Source organism: Psychrobacter maritimus (genome assembly GCF_029953575.1).
Classification (GTDB): domain Bacteria; phylum Pseudomonadota; class Gammaproteobacteria; order Pseudomonadales; family Moraxellaceae; genus Psychrobacter; species Psychrobacter maritimus.
The window spans coordinates 245,766-272,201 of the sequence record NZ_CP124526.1; the positions used below are offsets into that span (position 1 = coordinate 245,766).

The window sequence follows — 26,436 nt, forward strand, 5'->3', positions numbered from 1 at the left end:
AAAAGACCCGGTTAACTGATGTTAACGGGGTCTTTTTTTTGTCTCAATCTTATAAGACTTTATAATGTCTAACGGTATAAACTAGCCACTAGTTAAGCGTGAGAGTGTAATTTATTTTTATCGATTGTTTTATAAATCTCATCTTTTAAATGCAGCTTTCGCCGTTTCATTTGCTCAATTTCTTCATCGCGACTGGCATGCTTGACCAAATCTTTATCCAGCTGATTGATTTGCTGATCAAGCTGCGTATGTTCGTCAAAAATAGTCGCAAAGTGACTGTCTTTTTGCTTAAGCTCAGCAATAATATCTCTGTTGTCTTGCCATGTATCAGTCTTTCTCATGTTGTCATCCTTGTTATAAAGCGCAAGCTTATCAAAGCATCGGCGCATTTTAGTTAAGAGTGCTGTGATGAATTGCTATGATTGTGAGACTTGAATGTCATTGAGCCAAATCGTTATTCAGCTCAAAAGTGCATAGACTTACTAGCAGCAGAAAGGGCTGTTAATACACTGCGATAACCGCCAACCTGCCATGGGACAAATAAGAGTTTTTCTTATTCGCTTCACTCGATTGTAGCGAAAAAATTTGCCAGATACTACGACTATCATTGACTTCTATTTATCAGTGGTTTTGAATTTAAATAATAATATCGGTTTATGATATATTTTATAAAACGTAAGGTTTGAGTTTATCAGCTTGCTCAAAACCTGCAAACCCCTGATAATAGACGTATCAAAGGTGGTAAGGCCGGTATTTTTAGCGTTCTAAATCAGCGACTTAACTTATCACCAGACCCTATTTAAATGCTCAGCATCGTAGCTGGCGTTACATATTTAATAATAATGAGGAACAAACATGATAGATAAAAGTTTATTAGATGCAGTCAAAAGCTACAGTGAAAACATGACTCGCCCAATTACCTTTGTACTGGGTAGCGGCGAACATAGCAAGCGCGCTGAGCTGATTGATTTTTTGACTAAAATCGCTGGCACCACGGATAAGATTAATTTTGACAGTACAGCTACCGACGACAGCTTGCCAAGCCCGATTAGCTTTAAAGTAGTCAGCCATATCGATGGCGCATTGACCGACACCGGTATTGTCTTTAGCGGTATTCCTGGAGGTCATGAATTTACCTCGCTGATTTTGGCGATTTTGCAAGCTGGCGGTCATACGCTAAAACTTGATGAAGGTATTCAAAAGCTGATTAAGCGTTTTAATAAGCCGCTACAGTTTCAGACTTACGTGTCGCTCTCGTGCCACAGTTGCCCAGAAGTGGTGCAAGCGCTGAACCAATTCGCCTTGCTCAATGATGACATCAGTAATGAGATGATCGATGGCGCATTATTCCAAGAGCAAGTAGAAGCCAATAACATCCAAGGCGTACCAGCAGTATTTTTAAACGGTAAGCCGTTTGCTAATGGTCTGATTGACACGGCTAAATTGATTGAAAAATTACAAGAGCAATTTCCTGATTTACTGAGCGAAGCTGATGACGATGCTGAACAGTTAGAGCAGCAAGATGTGACGATTATCGGAGCCGGTCCTGCTGGCGTAGCGGCGGCAATTTATACCGCGCGTAAAGGCTTAAAAGTCACTATGGTCGCTGATCGTATTGGTGGGCAAGTGAAAGACACGCAAGATATCGAGAACTTAATCTCTGTACCTTTAACGACCGGTAGTGAGCTGTCGGCGAACTTTGAAAAGCATTTACACGAATATGATATTACGCTTAAAGAACATGTCAGCGTCAAAGAAATCAGCGAAACTGAAGCTGAAAACTACCGAATTCATCTAAATACTGGCGAGACGTTTGAGACACGCAGTATTATCTTGGCAACGGGTGCTCAGTGGCGGAAGCTTGGTGTTCCGGGTGAAGATGAAAACGTCGGTAAAGGCGTTGCTTACTGCGCACACTGTGATGGTCCGTTCTTTAAAGGTAAAGACATCTCTGTCATCGGTGGCGGTAACTCAGGTATCGAGGCGGCGCTAGACTTGGCAGGTATCGTTAAACATGTGACCGTCCTTGAATTCGCCGATGAGCTAAAAGCGGATCAGGTATTGATTAATAAAGCCAAAGAAAAAGCCAATATTGAATTTATCACTGGAGCAGCGACTCAAGAAATCAAGGCGCAAGATGGTAAAGTGACGTCTATCGTTTATCAAGACCGTAGCAGCAGTGAAACCAAAGAGCTTGATGTTTCAGCAGTGTTTGTGCAGATTGGTTTGGTGCCGAATACTGAATTTGTCAAAGGCTTTGTTGATCTAAACCGCTTTGGTGAAATTGAGATTGATGAGCGCTGCCGCACCGACCGCAAAGGTATCTTTGCTTGTGGTGATGTCACGACCGTACCATTTAAGCAGATTAATATTGCAATGGGCGAAGGTTCAAAAGCCGCATTATCAGCGTTTGAATACTTGGTTATGCAGTAAGTTATTTAGCTCTACCGTTAGTGTTAAAAGCCATCTCAAATGAGATGGCTTTTTTTTGTGCTTATACAATCAGTTTTTATTCCGAATCAACGCAATCACGGGCAGCGCAACCACATACATCAACACACCATATACCGCAGCAGGTAGGGCGATGACCGGTAATGTGCTGACACCCATAATGATAGGTGCCAAGGTAATCGCAGTTGTGCTGTTTTGAATACTGGTTTCTATCGAGATGGTTTTGGTATCAAACCAGCTGAGCTGCATGGCTTTAGAGGTCAGAATACTTAAGCCAAACAAGATGACAATGATAAAGACCAACTCAAACCCAATAGACGCCAATTGCTCTTGTAGTAATTGCCAGTTGGTCGCAATAGCAGCAAAGACGATTAAGACAAAAAACAGACTGGCTAAGCCATTTAGAATGCCGCTTCTACGTACCATAAAGTCAGTAAATTTATAACGCGCGAGCATACCTAGGGTCACAGGTAAGGTAGTCAGTAAAAACATCACCACGCCGATTTTTAGCGCGCTGATAGAGCCTGCTTGATCTTGCATAAAGTGATTAAAAGCCAGCGTAATTAAGATAGGCAGTGTCACCACTGATAACAGGCTCACTATGCCCGTGAGTGCCACTGACAGCGCCACATTACCTTTAGCATAGTAGGTGAGCATGTTGCTGGTCACACCACCTGGGCAAAAGCTAATCAGCATGATACCAAAGGCAATAGCAGGTGGCGGCGACATGACTAAGACGACCGCTAACGCAACCAAAGGCACAAAAATGACTTGGTTGATTAAGCCGACAATAAACGCTTTTGGGTGATTAACGATGACCTTAAAATCACTTGGCTTAAGCCCCGTTCCTAAGGTAAACATAATATAGGCAAGTGCTAGCGGCAATAGCGCCAACGCATTATTACTCATGAAACATTCCTTGTTAAATGAAAAGTCATACTTGAATGACTTTTTTAAGAGCTCACATTCCTTGTAGCGCTATGTTTCTTAATAGCCTCTAAAATATAGCCTTTAATATCATAGAAGCCCATATGTTTATATGGGCTTCTTGGTTTATTGCTTTAAGTTATTGATTGTGATATCAGTCATCCAACAAATCCATACGCTTTGCCGCCTCATAAATACCCGTTGAGCGGTTACCGGTACGGCAAAAAATCAGTACTGGCTGCTCAGCTTGATTAAAAAAGTCAGCAAACTCTTCGACATGGTTTTGGTTAAGCTCACTACCGGCGAAAGACACTTCTTTATAAGCAAGTCCTGCTTTTTTAGCAGCGGCTTCAATCTCAGCACTGGTTGGTTGATTCGGCTCTTCACCATCTGGACGGTTGTTAATAATGGTTTTAAAACCGTTTTCAGCAATCATGGGTACTTGATCAGGGGTGATTTGTCCGGTAATACTAACTTGATGGCTCATAAGAGCTCCTTGTTATTTTTTAGCGTAAAAATGAAAATTTTGTGATTAGCTTAAAGCACTTAAGTAAAATATAACGGTTCTTTACAACAAACCTTGCATCAGCGCACTTTGATACAGCAATTTGGCGCGTGCACCCGTACCGCAAAACATCAGGATGGGTTTGGGCATGGTGCGATAAAAGGCTGCAAACTGCTCGACAGTCGCCATGCTTAAACGCTCGTCATCAAATGGTAAATGCTGATAAGTGAGGTTGGCTTTTGCCGTCGCACTGGCAAAGTCACAGCTATTCGGCTGCGTCTCTGTCTCAGCGTCAGGTCGAATATTGAGCACAGAGCGGTAGCCAAGCTCGGCAATCTTGACGCATTGGCTTGGGTAAATTTGCTTATAAATGGTTAAATCATCGGTCATAAGTAGCTTAGGTCGCATATATTAAATGGCGTTAGAATTTCTGGTGTTTCTAGAGACAGTAAGTTCTAAATCTAATAGTAATTTAGCATAACACAGCTTTTATCATATCTATCTTTTGTCACTGATGTTTTGTCACAAACAATCTCTGTCATGATTGATTTAAGAGGAAAATTGGTTACTTATGAGTTAAACATCTTTAAGCGCATTGACCGCATCCATGGTACTTAAATAAACCTGCCCTGATAGATGGGTTATGACCGGTGTGTTTTCAATAATGTCCATCACCGGTCCCTTAATAAAGCTAAAGCTTAAGTGCTTTTTTTGATTCAACAGTTCTTGATTGAGGCTGATAAGCATCTCTTGGCCGGTCAAGTCAATATGATTGACCGCCGACATAATAAGAATAATCTCATGCGCTTCTGGGTACTGCCGCGTCGCTTGTATGACCCTGCGATGCACGGATTCACTATTGCCAAAAAACAAGCTCTCATCAATACGCAGCATTAATAAATTGCTAAACGTCACCACATCATGACGATTGATATTGCGAAAATGTCCCGTACCCGCTAGCTGACCAACGACGGCGACATGCGGTTTGCTCGATTGCCAAATTAGGCTGGCAAATGACACCATCAAACCGATGACCAAGCCAGTATTTAGCCCAAATATCAGCACGCCGATAAATGCCGCCAAAAAGCTTGCCGCATCTAAGCGGTCGCGTTGCCATGCGGACTTTAAAGTCGCCATATCAATGAGACCGACAATCGATGCCATGATGGTCGCGCCCAATAAAGCATAGGGCAGAGGTGCTAATAAATTGCCAAAAGCGATTAACGCTGCAATCATGATCAGTATTGTCACTAAACTTGCGACCGGCGTTTTGGCACCTGAATCAGCATTCATTGCGGTACGTGAAAAGCCGCCAGCGACCGTAAAGCTTTGAAAGAATCCGCCCGCCATATTGGCCAGTCCCAGTCCGGTTAACTCACGATTGGCATCAAAGGTTTCGCCGCGCAGGCGTGCATAATTGCTGGCAACTGAGCTGCTTGAAACAAAGATAATCAATGCCATCAAACCGGCGCTCGGTAATAGGTTGAGCGCTTCATGAAAATCTGGCACATATGGTAGGGTAAAAGTAGGCAGACCCTGCGGAATAGTACCAATCGTTGCCACGCCGTGCGTTGTCCAATGTAAGCTCATGCTTAACACGATGGCAAGAGCAAGCAAAATGAGCGGAAACAGACGTTCAGCCCACTTAGCATAAGAGGCTGACAGCCAAGAGCGCCAAACCCATTTGCTCGCATAACGGTTGGCAAATAACAGCGTAAAAGCAATGACGCCGATAACCAAGGTTAGCGGATGCAGCTGGCGGGCATACATCTGCATACTTGATAAGTAACCAATGAGACCATTACCTGCAATAGGAATGCCCGTCAGATACTTAAGCTGACTGACAAAAATCAGTACCGCCGCGCCACTGATGAAACCTGCTGATACGCCGCGACTGATAAACTGCATAATCCAGCCAAGCTTAAGCCGACCCGCCAGCCATAACATCGTCCCAACCATCAATGACAATAAACTGGCCATCAATATATATTGCTGCGTGCCTTCATTGGCGTAAGGGTGCAGACTACTTGCCGTCATAATCGCGGTGATAGCGACGGGTCCCACAGCTTGCACATTACTTGAGCCTATCCATGCATACACCAGCACGGGTACGATAGCCGCATAGAGTCCATAGACAGGCGGCAATCCTGCTAGCACCGCATAGCCTAAGCTTTGTGGAATGACGAGCACCCCAACGACCAATCCCGCGATGACATCAGTCGGCAGGGCAGACAGCTGGTACTGACGTAACCAAGCAGGAATCAGACGAGCAGCGATAGAAGGCATAGCAATAGGTCATCACAATAAATAAATTTAAGAAGAGCTAAGAGCTAAATGACCAGTTAGGCGTCTGTTTTGGCACAAAAGCGTTCATACAATAACTGCAATACCGATAACGCATCATCGCTTGCGATACTATAATAGATTTGCTTGCCCTCGCGGCGGGTCGTCACCAGCTCGTCTTTACGTAAGATACCAAGCTGCTGCGACAAGCTTGGCTGACCGACACCGACTAAGTCTTCAAGCTCACTGACGCAGTACTCACCTTGGGTCAGCTGACATAGCAGTAATAAGCGATCAGGATGCGAGAGCGATTTTAATAATTGACTGGCTTGCATAGATGCATGTTGCATTTGCTCAGCAAGGTCTTTGGGTGCAAAGTCTGTTACGCTGGCAGATACAGGCTTACCAGTGTGATTAGTAGACGTGCTCAATGCTGAAGTTGAAGTAGTCAGAGCGAACTCCTTATTTAAGCTATAGATAAAAAAGGCAAAGTTTATAGATAAGATATGGTTATATATAGTTAATTATCAATGATATCGCAATTTATAGCAAGTTATCATTATTTACATTATATAAATTGATAAATTGTTAGCTGGTTGCTATAGTGGTATGCAAGATAGGTATTATGTACATTCAAATATTATAAACAAGTATTTATTATACGTAAGACTTCATTAAATAATAAAACATTCATATAAAAACAAAGAGGTAGCCATGCAAGTTCATTCCTTCTTACATAGCGACACAGAGACCTACACCCATGTACTCGCTGATGTGCAGCAGCAAGTGTGTGCCATTATCGACCCTGTTTTGGATTTCGATGCCAAGTCAGGACGCACGGATACCGCTAGTGTCGATAAGGTAATAGCGTTCGTGCGTGAGCAGGGTTGGGCGCTGGTTTATATTATAGAAACCCATGCCCATGCCGATCATATATCGGCCGCTATACATGTAAAAGAGACACTTGGCGGCAAACTGGTCATCGGTCAACATATCACTGAAGTGCAAAAAATATTTAAGCAAATTTTTAACTTTGATAGCAGCTTTCGTACCGATGCCAGCCAGTTTGATATCTTGACCGATGATGGCGAAACCTTGGCACTTGGCGGCATTACGATTACTGCCATGTATGTGCCGGGCCATACGCGCGCGGATATGGCGTATCTTGCTGCTGACGATGAAAAAACCGTGGTCTTTGTCGGTGATACGCTATTTGCTCCCGATGTGGGTACGGCGCGCTGCGACTTTCCGGGAGGAGACGCCAAAACCCTGTATCAGTCTATCCAAAAACTGCTGGCACTTCCTGATGAGACCCTGATGTATCTGTGCCATGACTATCCAAGTCAAGGTCGCAAGCATTGCCCAACCACGACGGTAGCGGCGCAAAAGCTCGGTAATATTCACGTTAAAGACGGCATTAATGAAGCCGAGTTTGTTGAAATGCGTGAGCGCCGCGATACCAATTTAGAGATGCCGCGGCTGATTATCCCATCTGTACAACTTAATATTGATGCCGGTCATTTTCCGAAACCAGAAGACAATGGCACCCGTTATCTAAAAGTACCGATTAATGCGCTTTAGGAACTAGGGCATGTCCTCAATATACAAGTAGCGCAGAAAGTTACGCAGGCACAATACGAGTAGTGGCTATCCTAATGCTAATCTGTCTTATAAGTTTGCATTGTAAGTTCGCATAATGGAATAAAGCCAAAAAAAGTGTGATTAAGATTCTTACGAATAATCCATTCACAAGCATTGAGTATGGGCGCTCTATTAAGATACGCGCCCAAGCTATGTATAAAGGAGTTGTATAATGACTGAGCAAAACTCTCATCTGGTCTGCCCGCATTGTCAGGCAACCAATCGTATACCCGCCACACGGCTAAATGCGGCACCGAACTGCGGCAAATGTGGTAAGCCATTATTAACGGCCAGTCCTCATGAGCTAAACGCCCAGACGGTTAGTAAAGTCATTCAAAAAAACGAGGTGTTGACCATCGTTGATTTTTGGGCAAGCTGGTGTCAGCCGTGTCTGATGATGGCACCGCAGTTTAAAGCGGCGGCCAGTCAGTTGCCGCAAGTGGTTTTTGCCAAAATACAAACCGATAAATACGAGCAAGCGGCGGCACCTTATAATATTCGTAGCTTGCCGACGATGGTTGCTTTCAAAAATGGTAAAGAAGTCGCGCGCCAGTCTGGTGCCCTACCTAGCGATCAAATTGTGCAGTGGGTAAAAAGCTTAAACGCATAAGCGTTGCTTGAGTTTTTACTCTCGATGATTAGACACAAAAAAGCCAATATGCTTATCGCGTATTGGCTTTTTTCTTTTGAACAGCGTTTAATGTCATCGGAATAATAAACTATCAAATGTGATTTATTAAACCCGAGCTATTTAAACAGGAGCTATTTAAACACGAGCCATTTAAATACGAGCCATTTAAATACGAGCTATCGAGCATTACTCACCATAAATCTTAATACCATTGGCAAAGCTACAACGCTGGATACGGGCAGACTGAATGATGGCATCACGCTCGCCATACAGTCTTGATAGCTTAGCATCGCGCGCTTTAGTATTGTTGCTTTGACCAACACCAAAGCTGATATTAGGGGAGATACCCCAGCGTCCAGCAGAAACCCCAACGCCGACACCTGAGGCGGATAGGGTAGATTGCTCATTGCGTGCTGCATCGACATAGCGATTGACGCGATTATATTCTTGACTAAGCGCTTGGCAATCATAACTTTGATAGGTGCTTGGTGGCACATATTGCGGGGTGATATTACCCGTTGAGGCGCAGCCTGAGAGACCAAAAACGCCAGCTGTTGCCAGTAATGTTGCTGCAGTAAGAGTTTTCATAGTGTCTCCATAAGCTAAATGAGGATGTTTACCGTGTTTATTAATGCCTGCTGTCAATTAATATCTGTTTTGGTATTAATTAACTTTGGTATTAATTAACTTTGGTATTAATTAACTTTGGTATTAATTAACAATGTTACGTTTTAAACAGGGCATTTTAGAAAGCGTAGTTATTTAAGATAGCAAAAAAGTGGCGATTAAGATATTGAAAAATATATCGTTTAGCAACGCTTAAAACAAATTACCCGGTTTACTAAAGGCAAGCACCACGATGCCGATATAAGCGACACCTGCAATCAGAATACCGGTTTTTCTTTGGCTCAGTGTTGCATTGTTATTAAAGGCTTTGATACTGGCGCTAAGGGCGGCAACGAGCAAGATAATTTTTGCAAAAACCCATTGCACGGGCGCATTGGCACTCATTAATTGCATGAGCATACCAGCCCCTGAAAGAATAATAACGGCATAGAGAATATGGGTAGAGATTTTGAGCGCCAATGGCATTTGCTTGTTTGCGCTTAATACCAGATAGCTTTGATATAAAAACGCCGCAATCAACAGTACTGCCATGAGCATATGTAAATGTTTCATTGGGTAGGATTTCCTTTAAAGGTGCCGTTTGCCAGCTTATTTATATTATTAGAAGTTAGTATTTGATTATAATGTTTAATGGTAGCTGTTTAAAAATAGTAAACAATAAAACCGCCATCTAACCTTTGTTTTGACCGGCGCACAGTGGACTCTCAGGGCTTTGACCTTGCCACTCTGTTGGCGTATAAGCATGGATAGCCAAGGCATGGATTTGACCACCTTGTGAGGTCAGTAGCGAGTTTGCCAGAACATATACCAGCTGATGACGTGCAACCAAACGTTTGCCCTCAAAGGCATCACTGACAATGGTCAGTTTAAAATGGCTTTCTTTACCGTCAAAGTAACCCGCATGATTCATCGATTCATTCACCAGCTCAATATGCTGCGCTTGCAAAGCCTGTAGCTCATTATTAAGGGCATCGGCGGTCGGAGTGTTAGTAGACGGATTGGTCGTAGGCGTATTGATAGTCATAATCATCCTTTATCTTATAGGGCTTAGCCATTTAAATGGCTGATTGCACCCATTATAGCAGACACAGTTCACTGTGCCGCTATGCTGCATTAACTGACCGTTTATCGCCGTTCGATAGTCAGTTTACTATAAAAGATTTTAGCAGCACGCATGAAAAAGCAGAGCGCAATATATGACGCTCTGCTTTTCTTATTTATCATTACTTACCATTAGTCCGTACTTGTCATTAGCTTGATACTTAATATTTAAGCATAGTCCATTAACGACGTGACTTTTGATAAAGCGGCATCACTTTAGGCATCAATGACTGCAATTGCGCAATACGGTTGCTGCTGGTTGGGTGAGTGCTTAAAAATTGTGGTGGCTCACCTTGGCTGGCGCGTTGCATTTTCTGCCATAAAGTAATCGCAGCTTGTGGGTTGTAGCCTGCACGTGCCATCAGCTCAAGACCGATTTGGTCAGCTTCTGCTTCTTGCGTACGGCTGTGCGGACGGCTAAGACCTAAGTCACCAGCGACGTTAGCAAGCTCTGCCTGCCCTTGTGAGAGACCAAAGATGCTCGCTGCCATACCAATACCAGTTTGGGTGGCGTATTGACGTGATAAGCGCTCACGTGAATGCTCACGTAGGGCATGCGATATCTCATGTCCCATAATAGCGGCAATTTCATCGTCCGTTAAATTCAAGCGGTCGATAATACCCGAGTAAAACATAATTTTACCGCCCGGCATCACAAAGGCGTTTAAGTCATTAGATTTAATGGTATGAACTTCCCATTGCCATTTTGCCGCATCAGGACGATAGACGCCGACTTGACCGACCAAACGGTTCGAGATATTTTTTAGGCGATTGAGCTGCGCGCTATTGGTATCCAATAAGCCGCGCGCTTTTGCTTCTTGCAGCGTTTTAGCATAACTTTGCGCCGATAGCTGCAATACTTGCTCATTTGAGACTAATAATAGCTGCTGACGGTCAACGCCGACGGCACCAGTGCTAGTTGTGCTAGAGCAACCGGTCATGGCCAATGCCGACAATGATGCCGCCATAACTGTTGTGGTAAGCAGTTTTTTCATAATAAACGTCCTCGCTGTAAATGGAAAAAATAAAGTGGAACAATGCCAATATTAAAATAGTAGATGAAAGGGTAGCTTATTATTGAAGTATTGCTACCGTTTGCCCGTCTACTAAAACAATGGAATTTTACTCCAACTGTCATTAGCCATAAGTATAATAATGTTAACAACCTAAAACCTAGACAGAAAAAGTAACAATAGGCGGTAGGATTGTAAGTGCTGTTAAAAGGTAAGTAGTTCGGACAAGCAATAATGGAAGTGGATACAGCAGTTAAAGCCGCCTTATCGTTTACGCGCAAGCGTTTCTATTTCTATAACTTCTATAGAAAAATTATATTTTGTTAGCGTTTTAACGTTGTCAGCATGTTATAAACAAAGGTTAGGTGGGCAGAATGCTGAGACTGCTATTATTTTCTCTATTTATTTGAAAGTATTATCTTAATGAGGTAAATTAAAATAGCACTTAGAATCAATACTCTATACTTGTTTTTCTCTTAAGATAGGTTTAAAAACCATGCCTTTGATTAAAAATTTGAAAAAAGGTATTGACACTCTCAGAATATTTGCTAAAATAGCCAGCCTATCGAGACGTAGTCGTTGTTAACAACATTGCGATTTGATAATTAGCGGGAATAGCTCAGTGGTAGAGCATAACCTTGCCAAGGTTGGGGTCGAGAGTTCGAATCTCTTTTCCCGCTCCAAATATGGCTTGCAAAAGCACTAAAGCCTCACTTCTTATAATAAGAAGTGAGGCTTTTTTTATGCCTGAAATTTGGCAAGCTAATGTATAACGCTATGACAAAGTGCATGTGACAAAGCGTATGTGATAAGTATAAGTAGCAGCGTTACAAAAAATGGATGATTGGACACATTCATTTGATTTTGAATTGGCATACTTATTTGATGTATTAAATATTAAAAATTTTCAAACGATATATCGCCTCCATTAATAATTATTATAAGGATTAAGCATGCAAGCTTTTGAGCACAAATCATTTAATGAGCTATTTGACTTAACAGGAAAAACAGCGATTGTAACGGGTGGCGCTAATGGCATTGGTAAGGCAACGGCACTGCGTTTGGCACAAGCGGGCGCAAATATCGTCATTGCAGATTTAAAAATAGAAGGTGCTAATAAAGCGGCCAAAGAAATCGAAAGCTACGGTGTCAAAGCCTTGGCGGTTGAGTGTAATATCTTAAAAGATGAAGACTTGGTAGCGATGGTCGATAAAACGGTAGAGGTATTCGGTAGTATCAATATCTTGATTAGTAATGCAGGCGGCGGTGGCGGTAGTCAAGAAAATCCGTTTAAAATCTCTGTTGATGATTTCCGTCGCGATTTTGAATTGAACGTCTTTAGCGCGTGGCGTCTATGCCAATTATGCGTGCCACATATGAAAAAATCAGGCTATGGCTCAATCGTTATCACCACCTCGATGTCGAGTGTCAATAAGAGTCCAGATATGAGTGGCTATGCAGCATCAAAAGCGGCGGTTAATCATATGGTGGCGAACCTTACTCATGATTTCGGTCCCGAGGTGCGTATCAATGCTGTGGGTCCGGGTGCTACGCGCACTGCGGTGTTAGAGAGGGTATTGTCACCTGAAATTGAAGAGAGAATGTTGTCGCATACGCCTATCAAGCGCTTAGGCGAAGCGGATGATATTGCTGGTGCGATGTTATATTTTGCGGCGCCTATCTCTGAGTGGGTCAGTGGGCAGACGCTATTTGTTAATGGTGGCGGTGTGCAAACCTTAGACTAAAATTAAGATTAACGATAATAGCTAGTGTAGAAAACTCGTCATATAAAAAAGCGTCACCAGATATTTAATCGGGTGACGCTTTTTTTTGTGAATTTTTAAGTGACTAACTGACATTCAATACTTGTGAAAGTTCAATGTATACAAGCCAGTTTTAAAAAACGCTATTTTCTAAGCGAAAAAGCCACCGTTTTATTGCCTATCCAATTCACCCAGCTGACCGGAAAGAAGCGCAGCTGTAATCTAATTAAGTTCGCCATCACGCCCGGTACGACTAGGAACTCCCGATTTTCTACCCCTTTTAGCATAGATTTAACGGCATCTTCAACTTTTAGCTCGCCTGCCAGCTTTTTCATACCGACACCCGCTTGAGCCATGACCCCGACTTCCGCTTGGGTGAGCGGCGTATCTATCGGTGGCGGTGCAAAAACAGTGATATCAATGCCGTGAGGTTTCCACTCAAAGTTTATCGATTGCATCATGCCCCAAATAGCAAACTTTGAGGCGCTATAAGAGCTGTAGCCATAACTGCCGGTAAAAGATGACATCGAAGCGGTGACCATGACTTGATTGCCACGTGATAAAAACGGACGCACGGCAGCGAGGACGTTGCGCGTACCAAATAAATTGATATTTATAACACGCTCAAACTGTGCTTGGCTCATCTCATCAAACGTCCAAGGACCTGTAATTCCAACGAAGTGCATGACAATATCAGGTGGCTGCTTGCTTGCCGCCTCGGCGATTTTTTGAGTTGTTGTATCGGCGTCGGTGACGTCCAATTCATAGCTGATAATCGAAGCGTTATTTTTATTAATAGCTTGCAAGGTTGATAGCACCTCATCAAACGGTTGTACGTCAAACAGTACCAAGTTAGCGCCTTGTTGAATGAGCTGCTTAGCTGTCTCAAGCCCGATACCAGAAGCCGCGCCAGTGATATAAACCGTTTTATTAGTGAAATAACCCATCAAGCGCTTTCCTTCTGCAATGAGCGACTTTTTGCCGATTTGTTCTGCAAGCTGCCAAACTTTGCTTCGCCTATTAGATGACTGACTTTATGCCCGGGAATCAACCAATAAGGGGTTGCTTCACTACTTGAGGCACAATTGGGAAAGTCAGGGTTTTTTGAGGGACCAGCGATGGTTTTTTCAATGACCATCGAGATATATTGCTCATTACTACCTTCTAGCGTATTGCCGTTTAGGATAACTTCCACGCCTGTGTCTTTAGCGTAGCGGCGGATGGCATTCACTTTTGAGTTCATCGGTGCATAAGCATCGGCGCCGACGCCATTTTCTGAAGTCACTCTGATGCCATCTGGGACGCGTGCGACTAACGAATGGTTACCTTCGGTATGTCCGGGGGTATGTACGAGCGCGACGCCTTCGCCCAATTGGATGCTACCAGTAAATTTAATTACTTTATCAGCATCGATGCCTTCGATGCCGTTTGGGCAATACCAATCTGCTTGCACGGGTAATAAAGAGGTAGTACTTAGCCATTCTTGCTCGTGAATCAATAGCTTGGCGTTAGGAAAGTAGGCAGGCTTATCTTTTTCACCTACATTTTTAGTGCCGATGCTTTTAGTCCCTAACCAGCGGCGTACATCTTGGGTATGCAGATGGTCGTAGCTTATATAATCAACATCTTCTGGAGACAAGCCGACTTCAGCTAAGGCGCCAGTGACGTCACGAATGATAGGTGCAACCACGCTTTCAAGTGGTGACCAGTTAGGCATTTTGTCTGTTAGACGTTTAAAAAATGGCGTCTCACGGTCTGCTTCGATATCAGAAGGAGAGAATAGCAATGTTTTTAATTCACCCAAAAAGTCATGATATTGAATGATAAAAATGCGGTTGAGGATATGAATGTAGGGGAATTTATAGGTGCTTTGGGTATAGACGCCACTGTAGGCGTACCACGTGGGGTAGGGAACACGCACCATGTCGGCGCTTTGATAAAACTGTACCGGCGATTCATCCATAAAGCGCTCTCTAAAGGCGCTTGCTTGCTTACGCGCTGCTTTTAGACGCTCTTGTGGTAACGGGCTTTGGCGAACGTCATCAAAGTCGTGAATGGCTTTCCTGCCGAGTGCTTGCAAATCCATAATGCATTTCCTTATGACTGATGGATATCTTAAAATAATACTAACAGTATTGTTTTAATATTTATAACGACTTTAAAAAACTGCTCAGTTTACTAAGTTAGGTCTATTAAAATTTATCCCAATAAGGGTCATCACCAAAACGCTCGGCGATAAAATCAATGAGATAGCGGCAGCGCTGCGATAAAAAGCGGTTTTTTGGATATACCGCATAGGCATTGAGTGTGGGTAATTGGTATTGTTCAAGAATAGGCACAAGCTCCCCTTTAGCCAACCGTTTATAAGCGATAAAGGTTGGGATAAAGACAATACCCTGACCTTTTACCGCTAAGTCCACCAAGAACTCGCCATTAGTGGCTTTGATTTTGGCATCAATGGTGTGGTTGTGTTTTTTCCCTTGGGCGTCCGTCAGGGTAAGCGTGCTTGTTTTACCAAGACCATACTGCAAAAACTCATGTTGTTGTAAGTCTTCTAGGGTCGCAGGCGTCCCCATCTTTTCTAAATATTCCGGGCTGGCACAAAGTGCATAACGAATAAGTGCCAAACGTTTGGCCTGATAACTGGAATCTTGTAGCTCTCTGATGCGAATGGCAAGCTCATAGCCTTCCTCAATCAAGTCAACATGGCGATCAGAAAAATCGAGCTCAAAGTTCAAATTGGGATGCTGATTGGCATATTCATCGATGACATCATTGAGATGCATCAAGCCAAATGACAATGGCGCAGTCATTTTTAAGGTGCCCTCGATACGCGTCGGCGCGCCACTGGTTTCTTCATTTAGAGCGTCAACTTCGCTGAGTATATTGTTCACCTTTTGGTAATATTGCTCACCAGCTTGGGTTAGGTTTGATTGGCGCGTGGTTCGGCTAATAAGCTGACTGCCCAATCGTGTCTCTAAATCCTTAAGACGACGGCTAACGGCTGATTTAGCAATATTTAATTGTTCAGCGGCTTTGGTAATGCTGCCTGCTTCAACAATGCGAACAAACATCGCCATGTCTTCTAGTTGTCCCATCCTAGCTACCTCATTATTGTTATTTAGCTATTGTCAGTTCAAAATAAAAGCGATACGTTATAGCTATGTGCGACTGGTATAAATTTTCCTTGCTTGCTGTTATCACAGAGGCTACGAAAAATTCATCCCAGTCGCACTGTATCGATTCTAAAGTAATTCTACTATATTATTATTTTGCTATATCGTATGATGACCATGATATAAAAGGGTTATTTCCCAAGTGTTCTCTTTATCTAAGGATATATTTAATATAGCTATTTTATTTAATATTAACGATACAAAAGATAAAAGGCTGAGTTAAAAACCCAGCCTTTTATCAAAAAACCAAATAGTCGAGACTGTGGTCAATCTAAAAGCACTATCTTAACTGGCTAAATTACCCTTATTTAGTGTCTGCTTTTTTAAGGTCTGCTTTTTTACTGCCTTCTACCTGAACGACCAGTTTGATGTCTTTCATCATACCGCCATCGGTAAAGGTATTGATGCCCCATTTGGTTCTATCGATAGTGGTTTCAAAATCACCACCACAAGCTTCAGCTTTTAATAAAGGACTGTCATAGCAGTTAAATTTAGTGGCTTTTAAAGTCACTGGATGGGTCTTACCAAGCAGGGTTAAATCACCTTTGACCGCTTTAACTTTATCGCCATCAAATTCCCATTTAGTCGATTTAAAATAAGCGGTTGGATACTCTTTTACGTTAAAGAAATCCGCAGATTTTAGATGGCCGTCAAAAGCTTTAATGCCTGTGCTCAAGCTGCCCATAGGAATCGTAATACCGACAAAGCCTTTTTTCTCTTTAGGGGCGTATTCAAGAATACCCGATAGATTATAGAAGCCGCCAGCATTGGTCGTGGTACCGAAGTGGTCTACAGAAAAGCGCACGGCGGTATGATGCGGGTCAAGCTCATAAGTCGCAGCGTGACCTAGGGTGCTAAGCAGACCAAGCGTACCGATAGCAGCAAAAGCAAGCGCACGATTGGTTTTTTTAATAGAATTTACAGTGATCATAAATCATCCTTTTTAAGTGAGTAAGTAGAAGCTAGCGTTAAGTATGTCTTACATAACAACATAATGAGTGTAGCAAAAAATTAGGATATTAAACGCTAAATGGCATCGAAAAGTGTTTCTTTCTGTGGCGCTTATCTCTAGCGTCTAATAGTATGGCTAAAATGCTAACTTTCTTAATAGTGAGCATAAATAGCACGTAACACTATTGTCGTTTTTAATATTGTACCAGTAGAATTGGTATTTGACTGTTCTCTAAAAAAGAACTTATATTTGCGATTATCTTGGTTTATCTGCTATTAAGCAACGACTACAATAATGCCATCATTTAATCGAACAAAAGTCTTTTGGGTAAAGTTTTTATAATGATGACTTTTATGTTATTGGAGAATGCTTATGGACAAATTACAAGAGCTTAGCGCCCCAATTGGTCGCCTATTTTTATCAATGATTTTTATCTTTTCAGGTTTTACTAAAATTACCGGCTACGCTGCCACTCAAGGTTATATGGAGTCGATGGGCGTGCCAAGTATGTTATTGCCTTTGGTCATCGCTGTTGAGCTGCTGGGTGGTATCGCCATCCTATTAGGCTTTAAAGCGCGCTTGGTAGCTATATTGATGGCAGGCTTTAGCGTTGTCTCAGCATTGCTATTCCACCAATTTTGGATTGATGAATCACAAATGAACCCCTTTATGAAAAACATCGCGATGGCGGGTGGTTTCTTGATGATTTTTGCCCATGGTGCAGGTGCCTATTCAATTGATCGCAGCAACACGCGCAGAATTTAGTATAGTAAAATGCTCAATCCATACGGTTTTATCATTATTCAGGAGTTGCTGTGAGCGCATCAGTCAACATCGCCCTAGTTATTGGTAGTTTGCGAAAAGAATCTATCAATCGTAAATTTGCCGAATATATCGTGTCGCAAATGCCTGACAGCGTCACTATAAAGGAAGTCCACATTGCAGACTTGCCGCTTTATAATCAAGATTATGATGATAAAACCATTGAAAGTTATGAGCGTGTCCGTCAGCAGCTAAAAAACGCTGATGCGGTATTGATTGTCACCCCAGAGCATAATCGCACCATGCCTGCCGCGTTAAAAAACGTCGTGGATATCGGCTCGCGTCCCTACAAAAAAAGTGTCTGGACGCATAAAAAAGTTGCCGTAGTTACGGCATCGCCGGGGAGTTTTGGTGGTATCAATAGTGGGCTTGATGTGCGCAAAAGCATGCAAATGCTCTCGGTGCAACTGATGGTCGATCCAGAAATCCATCTCAGCCGTGCAACCGATAGCTTAAATGAAGATGGCAGTGTTAGCGCCCGCACGCAGAAGTTTTTACAAGGCTTTGTGACTGATTTTGTGCAGTTTGCAGGCAAGTCGGGTGGCTAACTCAATCTCTAATAATGCTGCGAATACTAATAATGAAGCTGCTAGTAAAGGTGATAGCAATCAATCAGCTTCACCTGACTCACAGCCGTTACATTCAAAGCCGCCAAGTTTTTGGCAGCGCCATCAAACGCCCGTGCTATTAACCGTGGTTGGCGGGGCAATTGATACTATTGGTTTTATCACCTTGTTTGGTTTCTTCACCGCTCATGTCACAGGTAACTTGGTGATGGCGGGCAGTGGCTTGGTCAAGGGTGAGGCGGGTCTATGGATTAAGCTTGCCGCCTTACCGTTATTTATTTTAACGGTTATGATCACGAAGATATTTATTGACCATAGTAAAAATAAACAATTAACGCTGAGCCATTTGTTCCTAGCGGAAGCGTTTTTTTTGACCGCTTTTATGATTGCCGGTCTGTACTATCAACCCTTTGTCGATGCCGGTGATATAACCGTGGCGATAACGGGTGGATTAGGTTTGATTGCGCTGGCGATTCGTAATACTGCCAGCAAGACAGTGATTAAGCATATGAGTCCGACGGTATTGATGACCGGTAATACCACCCAACTTGGTATCAACCTGACCGATTATTTGGTCAATCGCACTACTGATAATGGCAAAAAACTGGCACACAGTTCAGTATTGGTATTTAGCTTTTTAGTGGGGGCGTTAGTGGGTGCGCTGTTATATATGCAGCTGAGTTTTTGGGCGGTTGGTTTATTTGTCTTGCCTGTGCTGTATCTATCGGTAAGGGCGCGCGATAAAGAGTTTTTACAACATATTGCCTAAGCGTTTTTAACTGAATTATTCTAGCGCTTACATTATAGATACTAGAAAGCATCGTCCATAAAAAACGCTATATCTGACAGATATGGCGTTTTTTTTGCTTATCGATTAAATGCTTATGTTTAGCTAGTTATTGTTTAAAGCGTAGCGTTTTAAGGCGTAGCGTTATGAAAGACCGAGTTGTCTTGGTACTCTGGATGCTTGTCGATATAAGACTTTACATAAGAACAAGTTGGTTTCACCCGCAGGTTTTTCGCCGCTGCATCATCTAAAATATATTTGACCAGATACCCTGCAATACCACGGCCGCCTAACTCTGCTGGCACCTCGGTATGTTTGTATTCAATGCCTTTTTCGCCGGCGCTCGTGGTGAAAAATTCATAATCCTCTAAAGCGATTTTGTCATCGATATGAATCTCAAAACGCTTCTTTTCGGTATTATTAATAACTTTATAATGTAATGGTTGTTTATTTTCCACATCTGTCTTTGCCATATCTGACATAGTTAAATTTCCTTATATCGTATGATTAACATCTTCTAGACTTAATTTACACCTGCTCGCGTTACTTCTTTCATAACTTTTTATCGTAACTTTGGCCATAGTAACAGCTCATGCTAGTTGTACTGTTATGAGTATACAGGGTTCTGTTATAAATATATTACCTTACCTTTATGACAATATCGTTCTAAAAATAAGAATAGTTAATTGCGATTATCGTTGTTTATCTGTTAGTGGACAACAATTATAATAGTTTCATTGTTTAAACGAGTTAATGAATGTCAAATTCTAAAGCCGTTTAAATTACTAATAGTTAAGGATACATTATGAAAACCATCTATCATGCAGCAGATTCTCGTGGCGATGCCAACCATGGCTGGCTCAAAAGCAAGCACACCTTTAGCTTTGCCAATTATCACAATCCAGAACGTATGGGCTTTGGCGCGCTACGTGTTATCAATGATGATTTTGTCATTGGTGGTCAAGGCTTTGGTAAGCATTCACATCGTGATATGGAAATTATCAGTATTCCTTTATCAGGCAAGCTCGGTCACGGCGATAACATCGGTAATAATGGCACTATCGAAACCGGCGAAATCCAAGTCATGTCGGCGGGTACAGGTATCACGCACAGTGAAATGAACGGCGACGATACCGAAGCGGTGAAGTTCCTACAGATTTGGGTTATCCCAAATAAAATGAACGTTGAGCCTCGTTATCAGCAAATCCGTATGGACGATATCCTAAAGCCAAACGAGTTCAATCAAGTATTGTCACCCAATGCGGACGACGCAGGGGTATGGATTCATCAAGATGCTTGGTTTAGCATGGGCGATTTTGATAAAGGTATCACCCAAACTTATGAGCTAAAAAACCCTAATAACGGCGTTTATATCTTTGTCATTAGCGGTAAAGTGGTTGTGAACGGCAATACTTTGGATACCCGCGATGGTCTTGGCGTTTGGGATACTAAGAACTTTGCGATGGACGTGATTGAGGACGCTAAAGTATTGCTAATGGAAGTTCCTATGAGTTTTTAATGCTAAACAATGAGTTTTATCTATACGTCACATTATATTCAGTATCAAATAATAAGAGGTGAATCATGAGTATTGAAACCCTAGAACCACGTTTGGCCGATGTTGGCGGTATTCCTATTGCGCGTCTATTGCCCAATACAGGCAAAAAACCCATCGGCGCTTGGTGCTTTTTAGATCATGCTGGCCCTGCTGAATTTGGCGAAGATGAGTCAGGCATGCAAGTCGGTCGTCATCCGCATACCAACTTGCAAACCTTTAGCTGGATGTTAAATGGTGAAGTGCTGCACAAAGACAGCTTGGGTAATGAGCAAGTGATTACCAAAAACCAAGTCAACGTCATGACAGCGGGCACCGGTCTAACCCAAGGTATCAGTCATACTGAGCAAAGCGTCTTTCCAGATACCGGTGGCTCAGCAGATGCGGCGCGCGGTTTGAGCATGGTACAGCTGTGGATTGCACTGCCAACGGATCAGCAAATCGAGCGTAGTTTCCATCATTATCCAGAGCTACCAACCTGGCGTGAAGATAGTGTCGAGATGATTCTAACCACTGGCAGCTATACCAGCATATCAGGTGAGCGTTACGAAGCGCCGACCATCCAGTATTCAAAAATGGTTGGTATCGATGTCTATTTCGTTGAAGACGGTGAGGTCACGCTTAACTTAGAGCCGGGCTTTGAATACGGAATCTTGGTGACAGAAGGACAAATCGAGTCTGAAGGCAAGATTTGTGAGCAAGATCAACTGTTCCGCTTCCATGATAGCGATGTTGCCAATAATAAAAGTATTAAGCTGGTCGCCAAAAAAGGCACCCGTGTGATGTTTATCGGCGGTGAGCCATTAAATAACCAAGTATTACTGTGGTGGAACTTTGTCGCGGACAATAAAGAAGAGATTGAGCAATCTATCATCGACTGGAATAACGGTCATGAGCGTTTTGGTAATGTCGACTCTGATATGAAGCGCTTACCAGCGCCAGAGTTACCTGAAGGCTTTAAAGGTTAATGTCTTTAAAGGTTAATTTAACGGTAAGCTTTATTCGTTAAAATGTCTTTCAATTAGATATGCATCATTAAGTTTTTTTTACAAAAGTAAAGTACAGATTTATCTCAAACGTCCATATAATAATTGAGATTAAAGAGTAGGAGCTTTGAGGTTATTCATTGCCCCTACTGGTTTAACGGTTATTTTCATTGGATTGAAATTCTATTAATCATATGGAGAAATATATATGTCAGACCTAAAAACATTACAGCAATTGGCTGAAAAGCGTCGTTCTATCTATGCATTGAGCAATCAATTGCCAGTATCAAACGATGAAATCGTCAAGTTGGTTGAGCATGCGGTTTTGCATACGCCATCAGCTTTTAACTCACAATCAACGCGTATCGTGGTTTTATTTGGCGATGACCATAATAAGCTTTGGCAAATGACCGAAGATACCTTACGTGATATCGTTGATAATGAAGAGCAATTTGCTGCAACTAAGCAAAAAATGAATGGCTTTAAAGCGGGCGCTGGTACGGTTATGTTCTTTGAAGATCATAGCGTCATCAGAGATATGCAGGCAGCCGCTCCTTTATATGCAGATAAGTTCCCAATTTGGTCGCATCAAACCAGTGCCATGCACCAGTATGTGATTTGGACTGCCTTGGCAAGTATCAATGTCGGTGCCAACTTACAGCATTACAATCCAATCATCGATAAAAAAGTGGCCAACGAATGGAACATCGATGAGCATTGGGAACTAAATGCTCAAATGGTATTTGGTGCGATTGAGCAGCCAGCAGGCGACAAAGAATTTAAGCCCGTTGCAGATCGTATGCAAGTATTTGGCAAATAGTATGTTTTATATTTGCGTATCAAACGTGTGCTAAATAACGGTCGCGTTTGATACCTAAGGCGAAAAAGCAGCAAAACCAAAAAAGCGCCATCCGACTATCCGTTGGGTGGCGCTTTTTTTGGTTAAAATGGCTAGGGCATGATTTTTTAAATATTGAGCTTAAAGATAATGGCAAGAGTAGATAGTTAGGATTGGCTTTTTTTACGACCCATCAAGCTATTAGCTACCCATGCTGGACCAATTAATAAGAACTGTAAATCTTCAAAAAATGATGGTTTTTTACCCTCAATTTTATGACCGATAAACTGTCCAATCCAAGCAACAACAAAGATAGCTGCCCAAACCTTAAAGCCCCACGGTAATAACGTCATTACCGATAGGCAAATGAGAATAAACATCCCCATGGCTAAAAACAGCGGCGTTGATAAGCGCATATAGAATATTAATACCAAAGCGCTCATCACCAAGGTAAACCAGACGGAGAGCGACATGCCCATGCCTAATATACTGACAAAAATAGCCGGAACACATAACCAATGGATTTTTTTATTGACTAGATTTTGATGACTGACAGAGTACTCACTGAGCCATTGCTCAAGTGTGCGTTTAGACATGCGATTTTGCGACGTACGAGACATACTAACCTCCCTGTTAGTAAATAAATGACGGTTAAGCAATAATAGTCAGCAGATAAATGGAAAACTCTACTAATTAATACCAGTTGTAGCACTAATTGGCCCAATCTGCCATTTTATCTGGTAAACCGCACAGTCAAAGCTTGTTATCTTTTTAACCTCATTTGCCTGTTTTTCAATTTTTCGTTACTTACTAAAGTTATCCCTTAACGTACGGGTTTTGCCAATTCTACAGAATCTTGCTCGCTACGATACCACTCATACAGTCCGACAAACGAGTTCACCTGATAAACCATGGTTTGAATGGCAAAGATATAATTACCCGACATTAAGTTGACGGTCAGCCAAACGAAATTGGATAAAATCCATAACCACCAATTGAATGAATAGCGCAGAATCATCGCTGCCTGCGCGGTGATAGACAGTACAAAGGCAATGACGTTAATCCAAAAGAAAGAGATAATCCCTAAAAACTTACTATTATCATCTTCAACAACGGCGTAACCATAGCTGGCAAGTAAATCATTGACGGTAGGGAATAGCGCCAAACCAATAACCATAAAAGCAATGGTCAGTAGCCAAATCCAGCGACTGGCAGATTTGGGTACCATATCGCCATCGGCATCAGTATGCTTTGACCAATAAAAAATCCCATAAAGATGACTGAAAAAGTTAAAGAGCGGCGCTAACATCAAACCGACTGCGCCAGAGGTTGCTTGGACGACAAATTCCCCTGCGGTTGCCGCCATTCCAAAACCATTACCCAAAATATTTTTGCGGAACGATAATGACACCACGCAAATCAAGCCAATAAATGATACGGCTAAGTAAAACCAGTCAAGGGTCGTATGTTCGGTGGTCAGCCAAAAGCCTGCTGATAAGGCAATCACGCCGCAAATAAACCAGATGACAATCCATTGTATCGCCCATTTTCCGGTGATGTTGTCTAGGAGCTGTATACGCATAACGCCTTTTTCCTTAAAGTATAAAAGCTATAATAGTTTTTTTCTTTTTTTTAGTATGGTTTAGTATGCCGTTTTTGCCATTTCTAATACTTGTCATAGTCATTTACTTCTAGCAATAATTTTTGCTTTCGTTCTTTTTATTTTCGTTTTTTGATACTGTTACTTGCCATAAATAACCTCATCAATAATTAACAAAGCTTGCCTATAGCGGGCATCATAATCTGGTTTATCAATCATATGCGGCTTAATATCATGACGGGCGAAAATATCTAATAAGCGCTGCTCAAAGCGACCGCGAGCCTCAGGCGTACCCAATGAGCGCATGCCATCATCAACCCATGGGGTATTGTTATCGACCATAATGGTATGGTCTAGGCGAAACTCATCGATACAAGCAGTCACAAAAGGATGGCTACGACCCTCGTACTCTTCACAAAAAGCCTGAGTGGTGACAAAGTCAGTATCAACAATAGTTACGGGCGCTGTTGCTCTAGCGGCGGCATCACGGATTGCTTGGGCATGATTGAGCGCAATGGGTCCGTAATCGCTGTACTGCAAGCCAATCTCGCTACCGCCCAAATCTGTACCGACATACAGCCGTCCCATCTCTAGCGCAAAGCTGGCCCCATAATAGTTGGCAAGCTTATGTACCAATGTCGTCTTGCCCGAGCTTTCACCGCCAACAATCGCCACCGTTTTGGTATAGTCGCCGCGTACTTGTGGGTGCAGCGCCGACCAGTGGGCGACCGGATTATGTGCAATAGCGTAAGAATCAAATTCAGATTGCAATGGCGTCGTGACTACTGGCATGACTAACTGTCCAGAAATGTCCGATTGGGCTAATGGATGGTTTTCTGCGGCAAACAAAACCGTGTCCGCCGGCAGCGCTAACGCGTCTATCAATCGTTGCAGCTTGGCATTGCTAGCTGCAATATCGATGATTACATCGGCAAAGCTTTCATGCAGCGGCAGCTCAATCTCATCAGTGGTATGAATATGGATAAAGGGCAAATCTGCGCACGCCATCTGTAGCCAACGTGCCTTATCTTGCAAGGTAATAGTAAAGTCTGGATGCGGCGCAGGGTGCGTCATAATCACAATATGCAGCGTCTTTGCTTGTCCTGCGGCGTCCAATATACTGCGCATTTGCCCCAAATGTAGCGGTTCAAAATGTCCAATTATTAGTCCTGATTCGTACATAGCTTTCCTTATGTGCTGTTTTTATTTTAGTTATGATTCATCGTGGCAATTCATATTTCCTAAGCCTTGATGATTTAATAGCATGGTATAAAGGTTTGGATAGATTTACAGGTAGGTTATTGTAAATAGGCGTTATTTTAGAAAGGGCTTTTAATATTAAATTATCAATAGATAATAAAGTTTTTACACCTAAACAGATTTAAAGTGATTGCTTGAGCTTTTTAAACTTGTAACAGAATATGTAATATAAGCGAAACAAAGTGAATAGTGAAACATTTTGAAATAGTTATTTGAAATCAGGAGTTTAGGCGCAATTATGAGAGCTTAGAGTAAGCTTAAGTAGCATAAACTCACAAAGCACGTCTATATCATCAACAGATAAAAAGTCAATAGTTGCTATACTTATTTATAAGTTCATAAGTTCATAAGTTCATAAGTTCAAAAGGGCTATGAATTTTTATAACGTTTTAAAATAAATGATAAGAATAACGTTACATAATACATTCAAAATAAGTAGAAATAATAAGAGAGGTATTTGATTTGGCTAAGTTAGCAAAATTACATCGCTCAAGAAATAATCGTATGATCGCAGGTGTGATGGGCGGTATTGCAGAATATGTCGGCTGGTCGCCAACATGGGTTAGATTGTTATTTGTGATTGTCTCCACCATGAGCGCCGCTGTCCCAGGCATCTTAATTTATATTATCTTATGGATAATCATGCCTAAAGCAAATAATCAGTCTTATCAGTAAAAGCAAAGTTATAAAGTTAAGATGAATATTGATTGTTAATATTAATGTTATCTAAATCTAAAGTCATTTAAATAAAGACAACGTTAAGAACGTAAAATACAAGGCTAGAATAAAAACAATAGCCCATGAAAAAACAAAAAGCCTGACTCATCAGGATGCCTGCGACACACTTTTCCTCCTGCCCGAATGCTCACGCATTTGGGTATTTTTTTATCTTGTTTTTATATCTATCGGCTTAACGACGCTGATAGGTATAGTTTGACGATGAACATAGCCA

29 protein-coding genes and 1 tRNA gene are annotated in these 26,436 nt (G+C 42.2%); 12 read left to right on the forward strand and 18 right to left on the reverse strand.

What is annotated here, in order from left to right; genetic code table 11:
• Positions 1–92 precede the first annotated feature (92 nt).
• Positions 93–341 (reverse strand): HP1242/YdcH family protein, encoded by a 249-nt coding sequence (locus QJS82_RS01045; protein WP_281490934.1) that lies wholly within the window; start codon positions 339–341, stop codon positions 93–95.
• A 514-nt stretch (positions 342–855) separates the two neighbouring features.
• Between QJS82_RS01045 and ahpF the strand changes: the two genes are divergently transcribed.
• Positions 856–2,433 carry an alkyl hydroperoxide reductase subunit F gene (ahpF, locus tag QJS82_RS01050; protein ID WP_281490935.1) on the forward strand — a complete coding sequence of 526 codons (1,578 nt, stop codon included), beginning with the start codon at positions 856–858 and terminating at the stop codon, positions 2,431–2,433.
• A gap of 69 nt (positions 2,434–2,502) precedes the next feature.
• On the opposite strand, the gene QJS82_RS01055 is transcribed toward ahpF, so the two are convergent.
• The 5 genes from QJS82_RS01055 to QJS82_RS01075 form a co-directional block, all read right to left on the reverse strand.
• Entirely contained in the window at positions 2,503–3,360 is an 858-nt protein-coding gene (locus tag QJS82_RS01055; protein ID WP_281490936.1) for a bile acid:sodium symporter family protein, read from the reverse strand.
• A gap of 172 nt (positions 3,361–3,532) precedes the next feature.
• A complete protein-coding gene (locus QJS82_RS01060; protein WP_191690346.1) occupies positions 3,533–3,865 on the reverse strand; it encodes a protein tyrosine phosphatase family protein in 333 nt (110 codons plus the stop codon).
• A gap of 81 nt (positions 3,866–3,946) precedes the next feature.
• Positions 3,947–4,273 (reverse strand): protein tyrosine phosphatase family protein, encoded by a 327-nt coding sequence (locus QJS82_RS01065; RefSeq protein ID WP_281490937.1) that lies wholly within the window; start codon positions 4,271–4,273, stop codon positions 3,947–3,949.
• A 186-nt stretch (positions 4,274–4,459) separates the two neighbouring features.
• The gene (locus tag QJS82_RS01070; RefSeq protein ID WP_281490938.1) at positions 4,460–6,169 is read right to left on the reverse strand and encodes a SulP family inorganic anion transporter; all 1,710 of its coding nucleotides are present in this window, start codon (positions 6,167–6,169) and stop codon (positions 4,460–4,462) included.
• A 56-nt stretch (positions 6,170–6,225) separates the two neighbouring features.
• A complete protein-coding gene (locus QJS82_RS01075; RefSeq protein WP_374220408.1) occupies positions 6,226–6,597 on the reverse strand; it encodes an ArsR/SmtB family transcription factor in 372 nt (123 codons plus the stop codon).
• Between the two features lie 283 nt (positions 6,598–6,880).
• Between QJS82_RS01075 and QJS82_RS01080 the strand changes: the two genes are divergently transcribed.
• Both QJS82_RS01080 and trxC read left to right on the forward strand, forming a co-directional pair.
• Entirely contained in the window at positions 6,881–7,747 is an 867-nt protein-coding gene (locus QJS82_RS01080; RefSeq protein WP_281490939.1) for an MBL fold metallo-hydrolase, read from the forward strand.
• A gap of 232 nt (positions 7,748–7,979) precedes the next feature.
• The gene (gene trxC / locus QJS82_RS01085) at positions 7,980–8,417 is read left to right on the forward strand and encodes a thioredoxin TrxC (protein WP_201628257.1); all 438 of its coding nucleotides are present in this window, start codon (positions 7,980–7,982) and stop codon (positions 8,415–8,417) included.
• A 207-nt stretch (positions 8,418–8,624) separates the two neighbouring features.
• Here the strand turns inward: trxC and QJS82_RS01090 are convergent, their stop codons facing one another.
• The 4 genes from QJS82_RS01090 to QJS82_RS01105 all read right to left on the reverse strand — a co-directional run bounded on the left by QJS82_RS01090 (position 8,625) and on the right by QJS82_RS01105 (position 11,161).
• Entirely contained in the window at positions 8,625–9,026 is a 402-nt protein-coding gene (locus QJS82_RS01090) for a hypothetical protein (RefSeq protein ID WP_201564855.1), read from the reverse strand.
• 231 nt (positions 9,027–9,257) lie between these two features.
• A complete protein-coding gene (locus QJS82_RS01095; protein ID WP_201619191.1) occupies positions 9,258–9,617 on the reverse strand; it encodes a SirB2 family protein in 360 nt (119 codons plus the stop codon).
• Positions 9,618–9,735: 118 nt separating this feature from the next.
• Positions 9,736–10,089, reverse strand: coding sequence for a BolA family protein (locus QJS82_RS01100; RefSeq protein ID WP_281490940.1), 354 nt, complete (start codon positions 10,087–10,089; stop codon positions 9,736–9,738).
• Between the two features lie 259 nt (positions 10,090–10,348).
• Positions 10,349–11,161: a M48 family metallopeptidase gene (locus tag QJS82_RS01105; RefSeq protein ID WP_201619189.1), complete on the reverse strand. Its 813-nt coding sequence runs from the start codon at positions 11,159–11,161 to the stop codon at positions 10,349–10,351.
• A 626-nt stretch (positions 11,162–11,787) separates the two neighbouring features.
• Between QJS82_RS01105 and QJS82_RS01110 the strand changes: the two genes are divergently transcribed.
• Together QJS82_RS01110 and QJS82_RS01115 are read left to right on the forward strand one after the other, a co-directional pair.
• Positions 11,788–11,862 (forward strand) — tRNA-Gly (locus QJS82_RS01110).
• A gap of 270 nt (positions 11,863–12,132) precedes the next feature.
• Entirely contained in the window at positions 12,133–12,924 is a 792-nt protein-coding gene (locus QJS82_RS01115; RefSeq protein ID WP_281490941.1) for a glucose 1-dehydrogenase, read from the forward strand.
• A gap of 161 nt (positions 12,925–13,085) precedes the next feature.
• Here the strand turns inward: QJS82_RS01115 and QJS82_RS01120 are convergent, their stop codons facing one another.
• The 4 genes from QJS82_RS01120 to QJS82_RS01135 form a co-directional block, all read right to left on the reverse strand.
• Positions 13,086–13,889, reverse strand: a complete 804-nt coding sequence (locus QJS82_RS01120) for an SDR family NAD(P)-dependent oxidoreductase (protein ID WP_281490942.1) — start codon at positions 13,887–13,889, stop codon at positions 13,086–13,088.
• Positions 13,889–15,028 carry an MBL fold metallo-hydrolase gene (locus tag QJS82_RS01125; protein ID WP_281490943.1) on the reverse strand — a complete coding sequence of 380 codons (1,140 nt, stop codon included), beginning with the start codon at positions 15,026–15,028 and terminating at the stop codon, positions 13,889–13,891. Before QJS82_RS01125 ends, QJS82_RS01120 begins: the two co-directional genes overlap by 1 nt.
• Before the next feature lie 106 nt (positions 15,029–15,134).
• Positions 15,135–16,040 (reverse strand): LysR family transcriptional regulator, encoded by a 906-nt coding sequence (locus QJS82_RS01130; RefSeq protein WP_201564848.1) that lies wholly within the window; start codon positions 16,038–16,040, stop codon positions 15,135–15,137.
• 382 nt (positions 16,041–16,422) lie between these two features.
• Positions 16,423–17,049 (reverse strand): YceI family protein, encoded by a 627-nt coding sequence (locus tag QJS82_RS01135; RefSeq protein ID WP_281490944.1) that lies wholly within the window; start codon positions 17,047–17,049, stop codon positions 16,423–16,425.
• A 393-nt stretch (positions 17,050–17,442) separates the two neighbouring features.
• On the opposite strand from QJS82_RS01135, the gene QJS82_RS01140 reads away from it, so the two are divergent.
• The 3 genes from QJS82_RS01140 to QJS82_RS01150 all read left to right on the forward strand — a co-directional run bounded on the left by QJS82_RS01140 (position 17,443) and on the right by QJS82_RS01150 (position 19,227).
• On the forward strand, positions 17,443–17,835 hold the full coding sequence (locus QJS82_RS01140; RefSeq protein WP_281490945.1) for a DoxX family protein: 393 nt from the start codon (positions 17,443–17,445) through the stop codon (positions 17,833–17,835).
• 50 nt (positions 17,836–17,885) lie between these two features.
• Positions 17,886–18,440, forward strand: a complete 555-nt coding sequence (locus QJS82_RS01145; RefSeq protein ID WP_281490946.1) for an NADPH-dependent FMN reductase — start codon at positions 17,886–17,888, stop codon at positions 18,438–18,440.
• 133 nt (positions 18,441–18,573) lie between these two features.
• The gene (locus QJS82_RS01150; RefSeq protein WP_281491648.1) at positions 18,574–19,227 is read left to right on the forward strand and encodes a YoaK family protein; all 654 of its coding nucleotides are present in this window, start codon (positions 18,574–18,576) and stop codon (positions 19,225–19,227) included.
• Positions 19,228–19,376: 149 nt separating this feature from the next.
• Here QJS82_RS01150 and QJS82_RS01155 read toward each other — a convergent pair whose 3' ends face one another.
• Positions 19,377–19,727: a GNAT family N-acetyltransferase gene (locus QJS82_RS01155; RefSeq protein WP_271133524.1), complete on the reverse strand. Its 351-nt coding sequence runs from the start codon at positions 19,725–19,727 to the stop codon at positions 19,377–19,379.
• A 323-nt stretch (positions 19,728–20,050) separates the two neighbouring features.
• On the opposite strand from QJS82_RS01155, the gene QJS82_RS01160 reads away from it, so the two are divergent.
• From QJS82_RS01160 to QJS82_RS01170, 3 genes are all read left to right on the forward strand, one after another.
• A complete protein-coding gene (locus QJS82_RS01160) occupies positions 20,051–20,764 on the forward strand; it encodes a pirin family protein (RefSeq protein WP_281490947.1) in 714 nt (237 codons plus the stop codon).
• Between the two features lie 65 nt (positions 20,765–20,829).
• Positions 20,830–21,768, forward strand: coding sequence for a pirin family protein (locus tag QJS82_RS01165; protein ID WP_201619181.1), 939 nt, complete (start codon positions 20,830–20,832; stop codon positions 21,766–21,768).
• Positions 21,769–21,994: 226 nt separating this feature from the next.
• Positions 21,995–22,606, forward strand: coding sequence for a nitroreductase family protein (locus QJS82_RS01170; RefSeq protein ID WP_201564841.1), 612 nt, complete (start codon positions 21,995–21,997; stop codon positions 22,604–22,606).
• A gap of 185 nt (positions 22,607–22,791) precedes the next feature.
• On the opposite strand, the gene QJS82_RS01175 is transcribed toward QJS82_RS01170, so the two are convergent.
• From QJS82_RS01175 to nadR, 3 genes are all read right to left on the reverse strand, one after another.
• A complete protein-coding gene (locus QJS82_RS01175) occupies positions 22,792–23,244 on the reverse strand; it encodes an Mpo1 family 2-hydroxy fatty acid dioxygenase (RefSeq protein ID WP_201564840.1) in 453 nt (150 codons plus the stop codon).
• Between the two features lie 203 nt (positions 23,245–23,447).
• A complete protein-coding gene (pnuC, locus tag QJS82_RS01180; protein WP_281490948.1) occupies positions 23,448–24,206 on the reverse strand; it encodes a nicotinamide riboside transporter PnuC in 759 nt (252 codons plus the stop codon).
• 159 nt (positions 24,207–24,365) lie between these two features.
• Entirely contained in the window at positions 24,366–25,406 is a 1,041-nt protein-coding gene (gene nadR / locus QJS82_RS01185; protein WP_068407488.1) for a multifunctional transcriptional regulator/nicotinamide-nucleotide adenylyltransferase/ribosylnicotinamide kinase NadR, read from the reverse strand.
• A gap of 540 nt (positions 25,407–25,946) precedes the next feature.
• Here nadR and QJS82_RS01190 point away from each other — a divergent pair.
• Positions 25,947–26,159, forward strand: a complete 213-nt coding sequence (locus tag QJS82_RS01190) for a PspC domain-containing protein (RefSeq protein ID WP_068407485.1) — start codon at positions 25,947–25,949, stop codon at positions 26,157–26,159.
• Positions 26,160–26,436: the final 277 nt, after the last annotated feature.

What these genes read in the sequence shown, in the direction of transcription:
- ahpF (WP_281490935.1), top strand. Translation starts at nt 856, where the DNA reads ATGATAGATAAAAGTTTATTAGATGCAGTCAAAAGCTACAGTGAAAAC.
- nadR (WP_068407488.1), bottom strand. Translation starts at nt 25,406, where the DNA reads ATGTACGAATCAGGACTAATAATTGGACATTTTGAACCGCTACATTTG.
- QJS82_RS01045 (WP_281490934.1), bottom strand. Translation starts at nt 341, where the DNA reads ATGAGAAAGACTGATACATGGCAAGACAACAGAGATATTATTGCTGAG.
- pnuC (WP_281490948.1), bottom strand. Translation starts at nt 24,206, where the DNA reads ATGCGTATACAGCTCCTAGACAACATCACCGGAAAATGGGCGATACAA.
- QJS82_RS01120 (WP_281490942.1), bottom strand. Translation starts at nt 13,889, where the DNA reads ATGGGTTATTTCACTAATAAAACGGTTTATATCACTGGCGCGGCTTCT.
- QJS82_RS01130 (WP_201564848.1), bottom strand. Translation starts at nt 16,040, where the DNA reads ATGGGACAACTAGAAGACATGGCGATGTTTGTTCGCATTGTTGAAGCA.
- QJS82_RS01055 (WP_281490936.1), bottom strand. Translation starts at nt 3,360, where the DNA reads ATGAGTAATAATGCGTTGGCGCTATTGCCGCTAGCACTTGCCTATATT.
- QJS82_RS01140 (WP_281490945.1), top strand. Translation starts at nt 17,443, where the DNA reads ATGGACAAATTACAAGAGCTTAGCGCCCCAATTGGTCGCCTATTTTTA.
- QJS82_RS01060 (WP_191690346.1), bottom strand. Translation starts at nt 3,865, where the DNA reads ATGAGCCATCAAGTTAGTATTACCGGACAAATCACCCCTGATCAAGTA.
- QJS82_RS01095 (WP_201619191.1), bottom strand. Translation starts at nt 9,617, where the DNA reads ATGAAACATTTACATATGCTCATGGCAGTACTGTTGATTGCGGCGTTT.
- QJS82_RS01160 (WP_281490947.1), top strand. Translation starts at nt 20,051, where the DNA reads ATGAAAACCATCTATCATGCAGCAGATTCTCGTGGCGATGCCAACCAT.
- trxC (WP_201628257.1), top strand. Translation starts at nt 7,980, where the DNA reads ATGACTGAGCAAAACTCTCATCTGGTCTGCCCGCATTGTCAGGCAACC.
- QJS82_RS01065 (WP_281490937.1), bottom strand. Translation starts at nt 4,273, where the DNA reads ATGACCGATGATTTAACCATTTATAAGCAAATTTACCCAAGCCAATGC.
- QJS82_RS01105 (WP_201619189.1), bottom strand. Translation starts at nt 11,161, where the DNA reads ATGAAAAAACTGCTTACCACAACAGTTATGGCGGCATCATTGTCGGCA.
- QJS82_RS01090 (WP_201564855.1), bottom strand. Translation starts at nt 9,026, where the DNA reads ATGAAAACTCTTACTGCAGCAACATTACTGGCAACAGCTGGCGTTTTT.
- QJS82_RS01155 (WP_271133524.1), bottom strand. Translation starts at nt 19,727, where the DNA reads ATGTCAGATATGGCAAAGACAGATGTGGAAAATAAACAACCATTACAT.
- QJS82_RS01115 (WP_281490941.1), top strand. Translation starts at nt 12,133, where the DNA reads ATGCAAGCTTTTGAGCACAAATCATTTAATGAGCTATTTGACTTAACA.
- QJS82_RS01135 (WP_281490944.1), bottom strand. Translation starts at nt 17,049, where the DNA reads ATGATCACTGTAAATTCTATTAAAAAAACCAATCGTGCGCTTGCTTTT.
- QJS82_RS01170 (WP_201564841.1), top strand. Translation starts at nt 21,995, where the DNA reads ATGTCAGACCTAAAAACATTACAGCAATTGGCTGAAAAGCGTCGTTCT.
- QJS82_RS01165 (WP_201619181.1), top strand. Translation starts at nt 20,830, where the DNA reads ATGAGTATTGAAACCCTAGAACCACGTTTGGCCGATGTTGGCGGTATT.
- QJS82_RS01080 (WP_281490939.1), top strand. Translation starts at nt 6,881, where the DNA reads ATGCAAGTTCATTCCTTCTTACATAGCGACACAGAGACCTACACCCAT.
- QJS82_RS01125 (WP_281490943.1), bottom strand. Translation starts at nt 15,028, where the DNA reads ATGGATTTGCAAGCACTCGGCAGGAAAGCCATTCACGACTTTGATGAC.
- QJS82_RS01175 (WP_201564840.1), bottom strand. Translation starts at nt 23,244, where the DNA reads ATGTCTCGTACGTCGCAAAATCGCATGTCTAAACGCACACTTGAGCAA.
- QJS82_RS01100 (WP_281490940.1), bottom strand. Translation starts at nt 10,089, where the DNA reads ATGACTATCAATACGCCTACGACCAATCCGTCTACTAACACTCCGACC.
- QJS82_RS01070 (WP_281490938.1), bottom strand. Translation starts at nt 6,169, where the DNA reads ATGCCTTCTATCGCTGCTCGTCTGATTCCTGCTTGGTTACGTCAGTAC.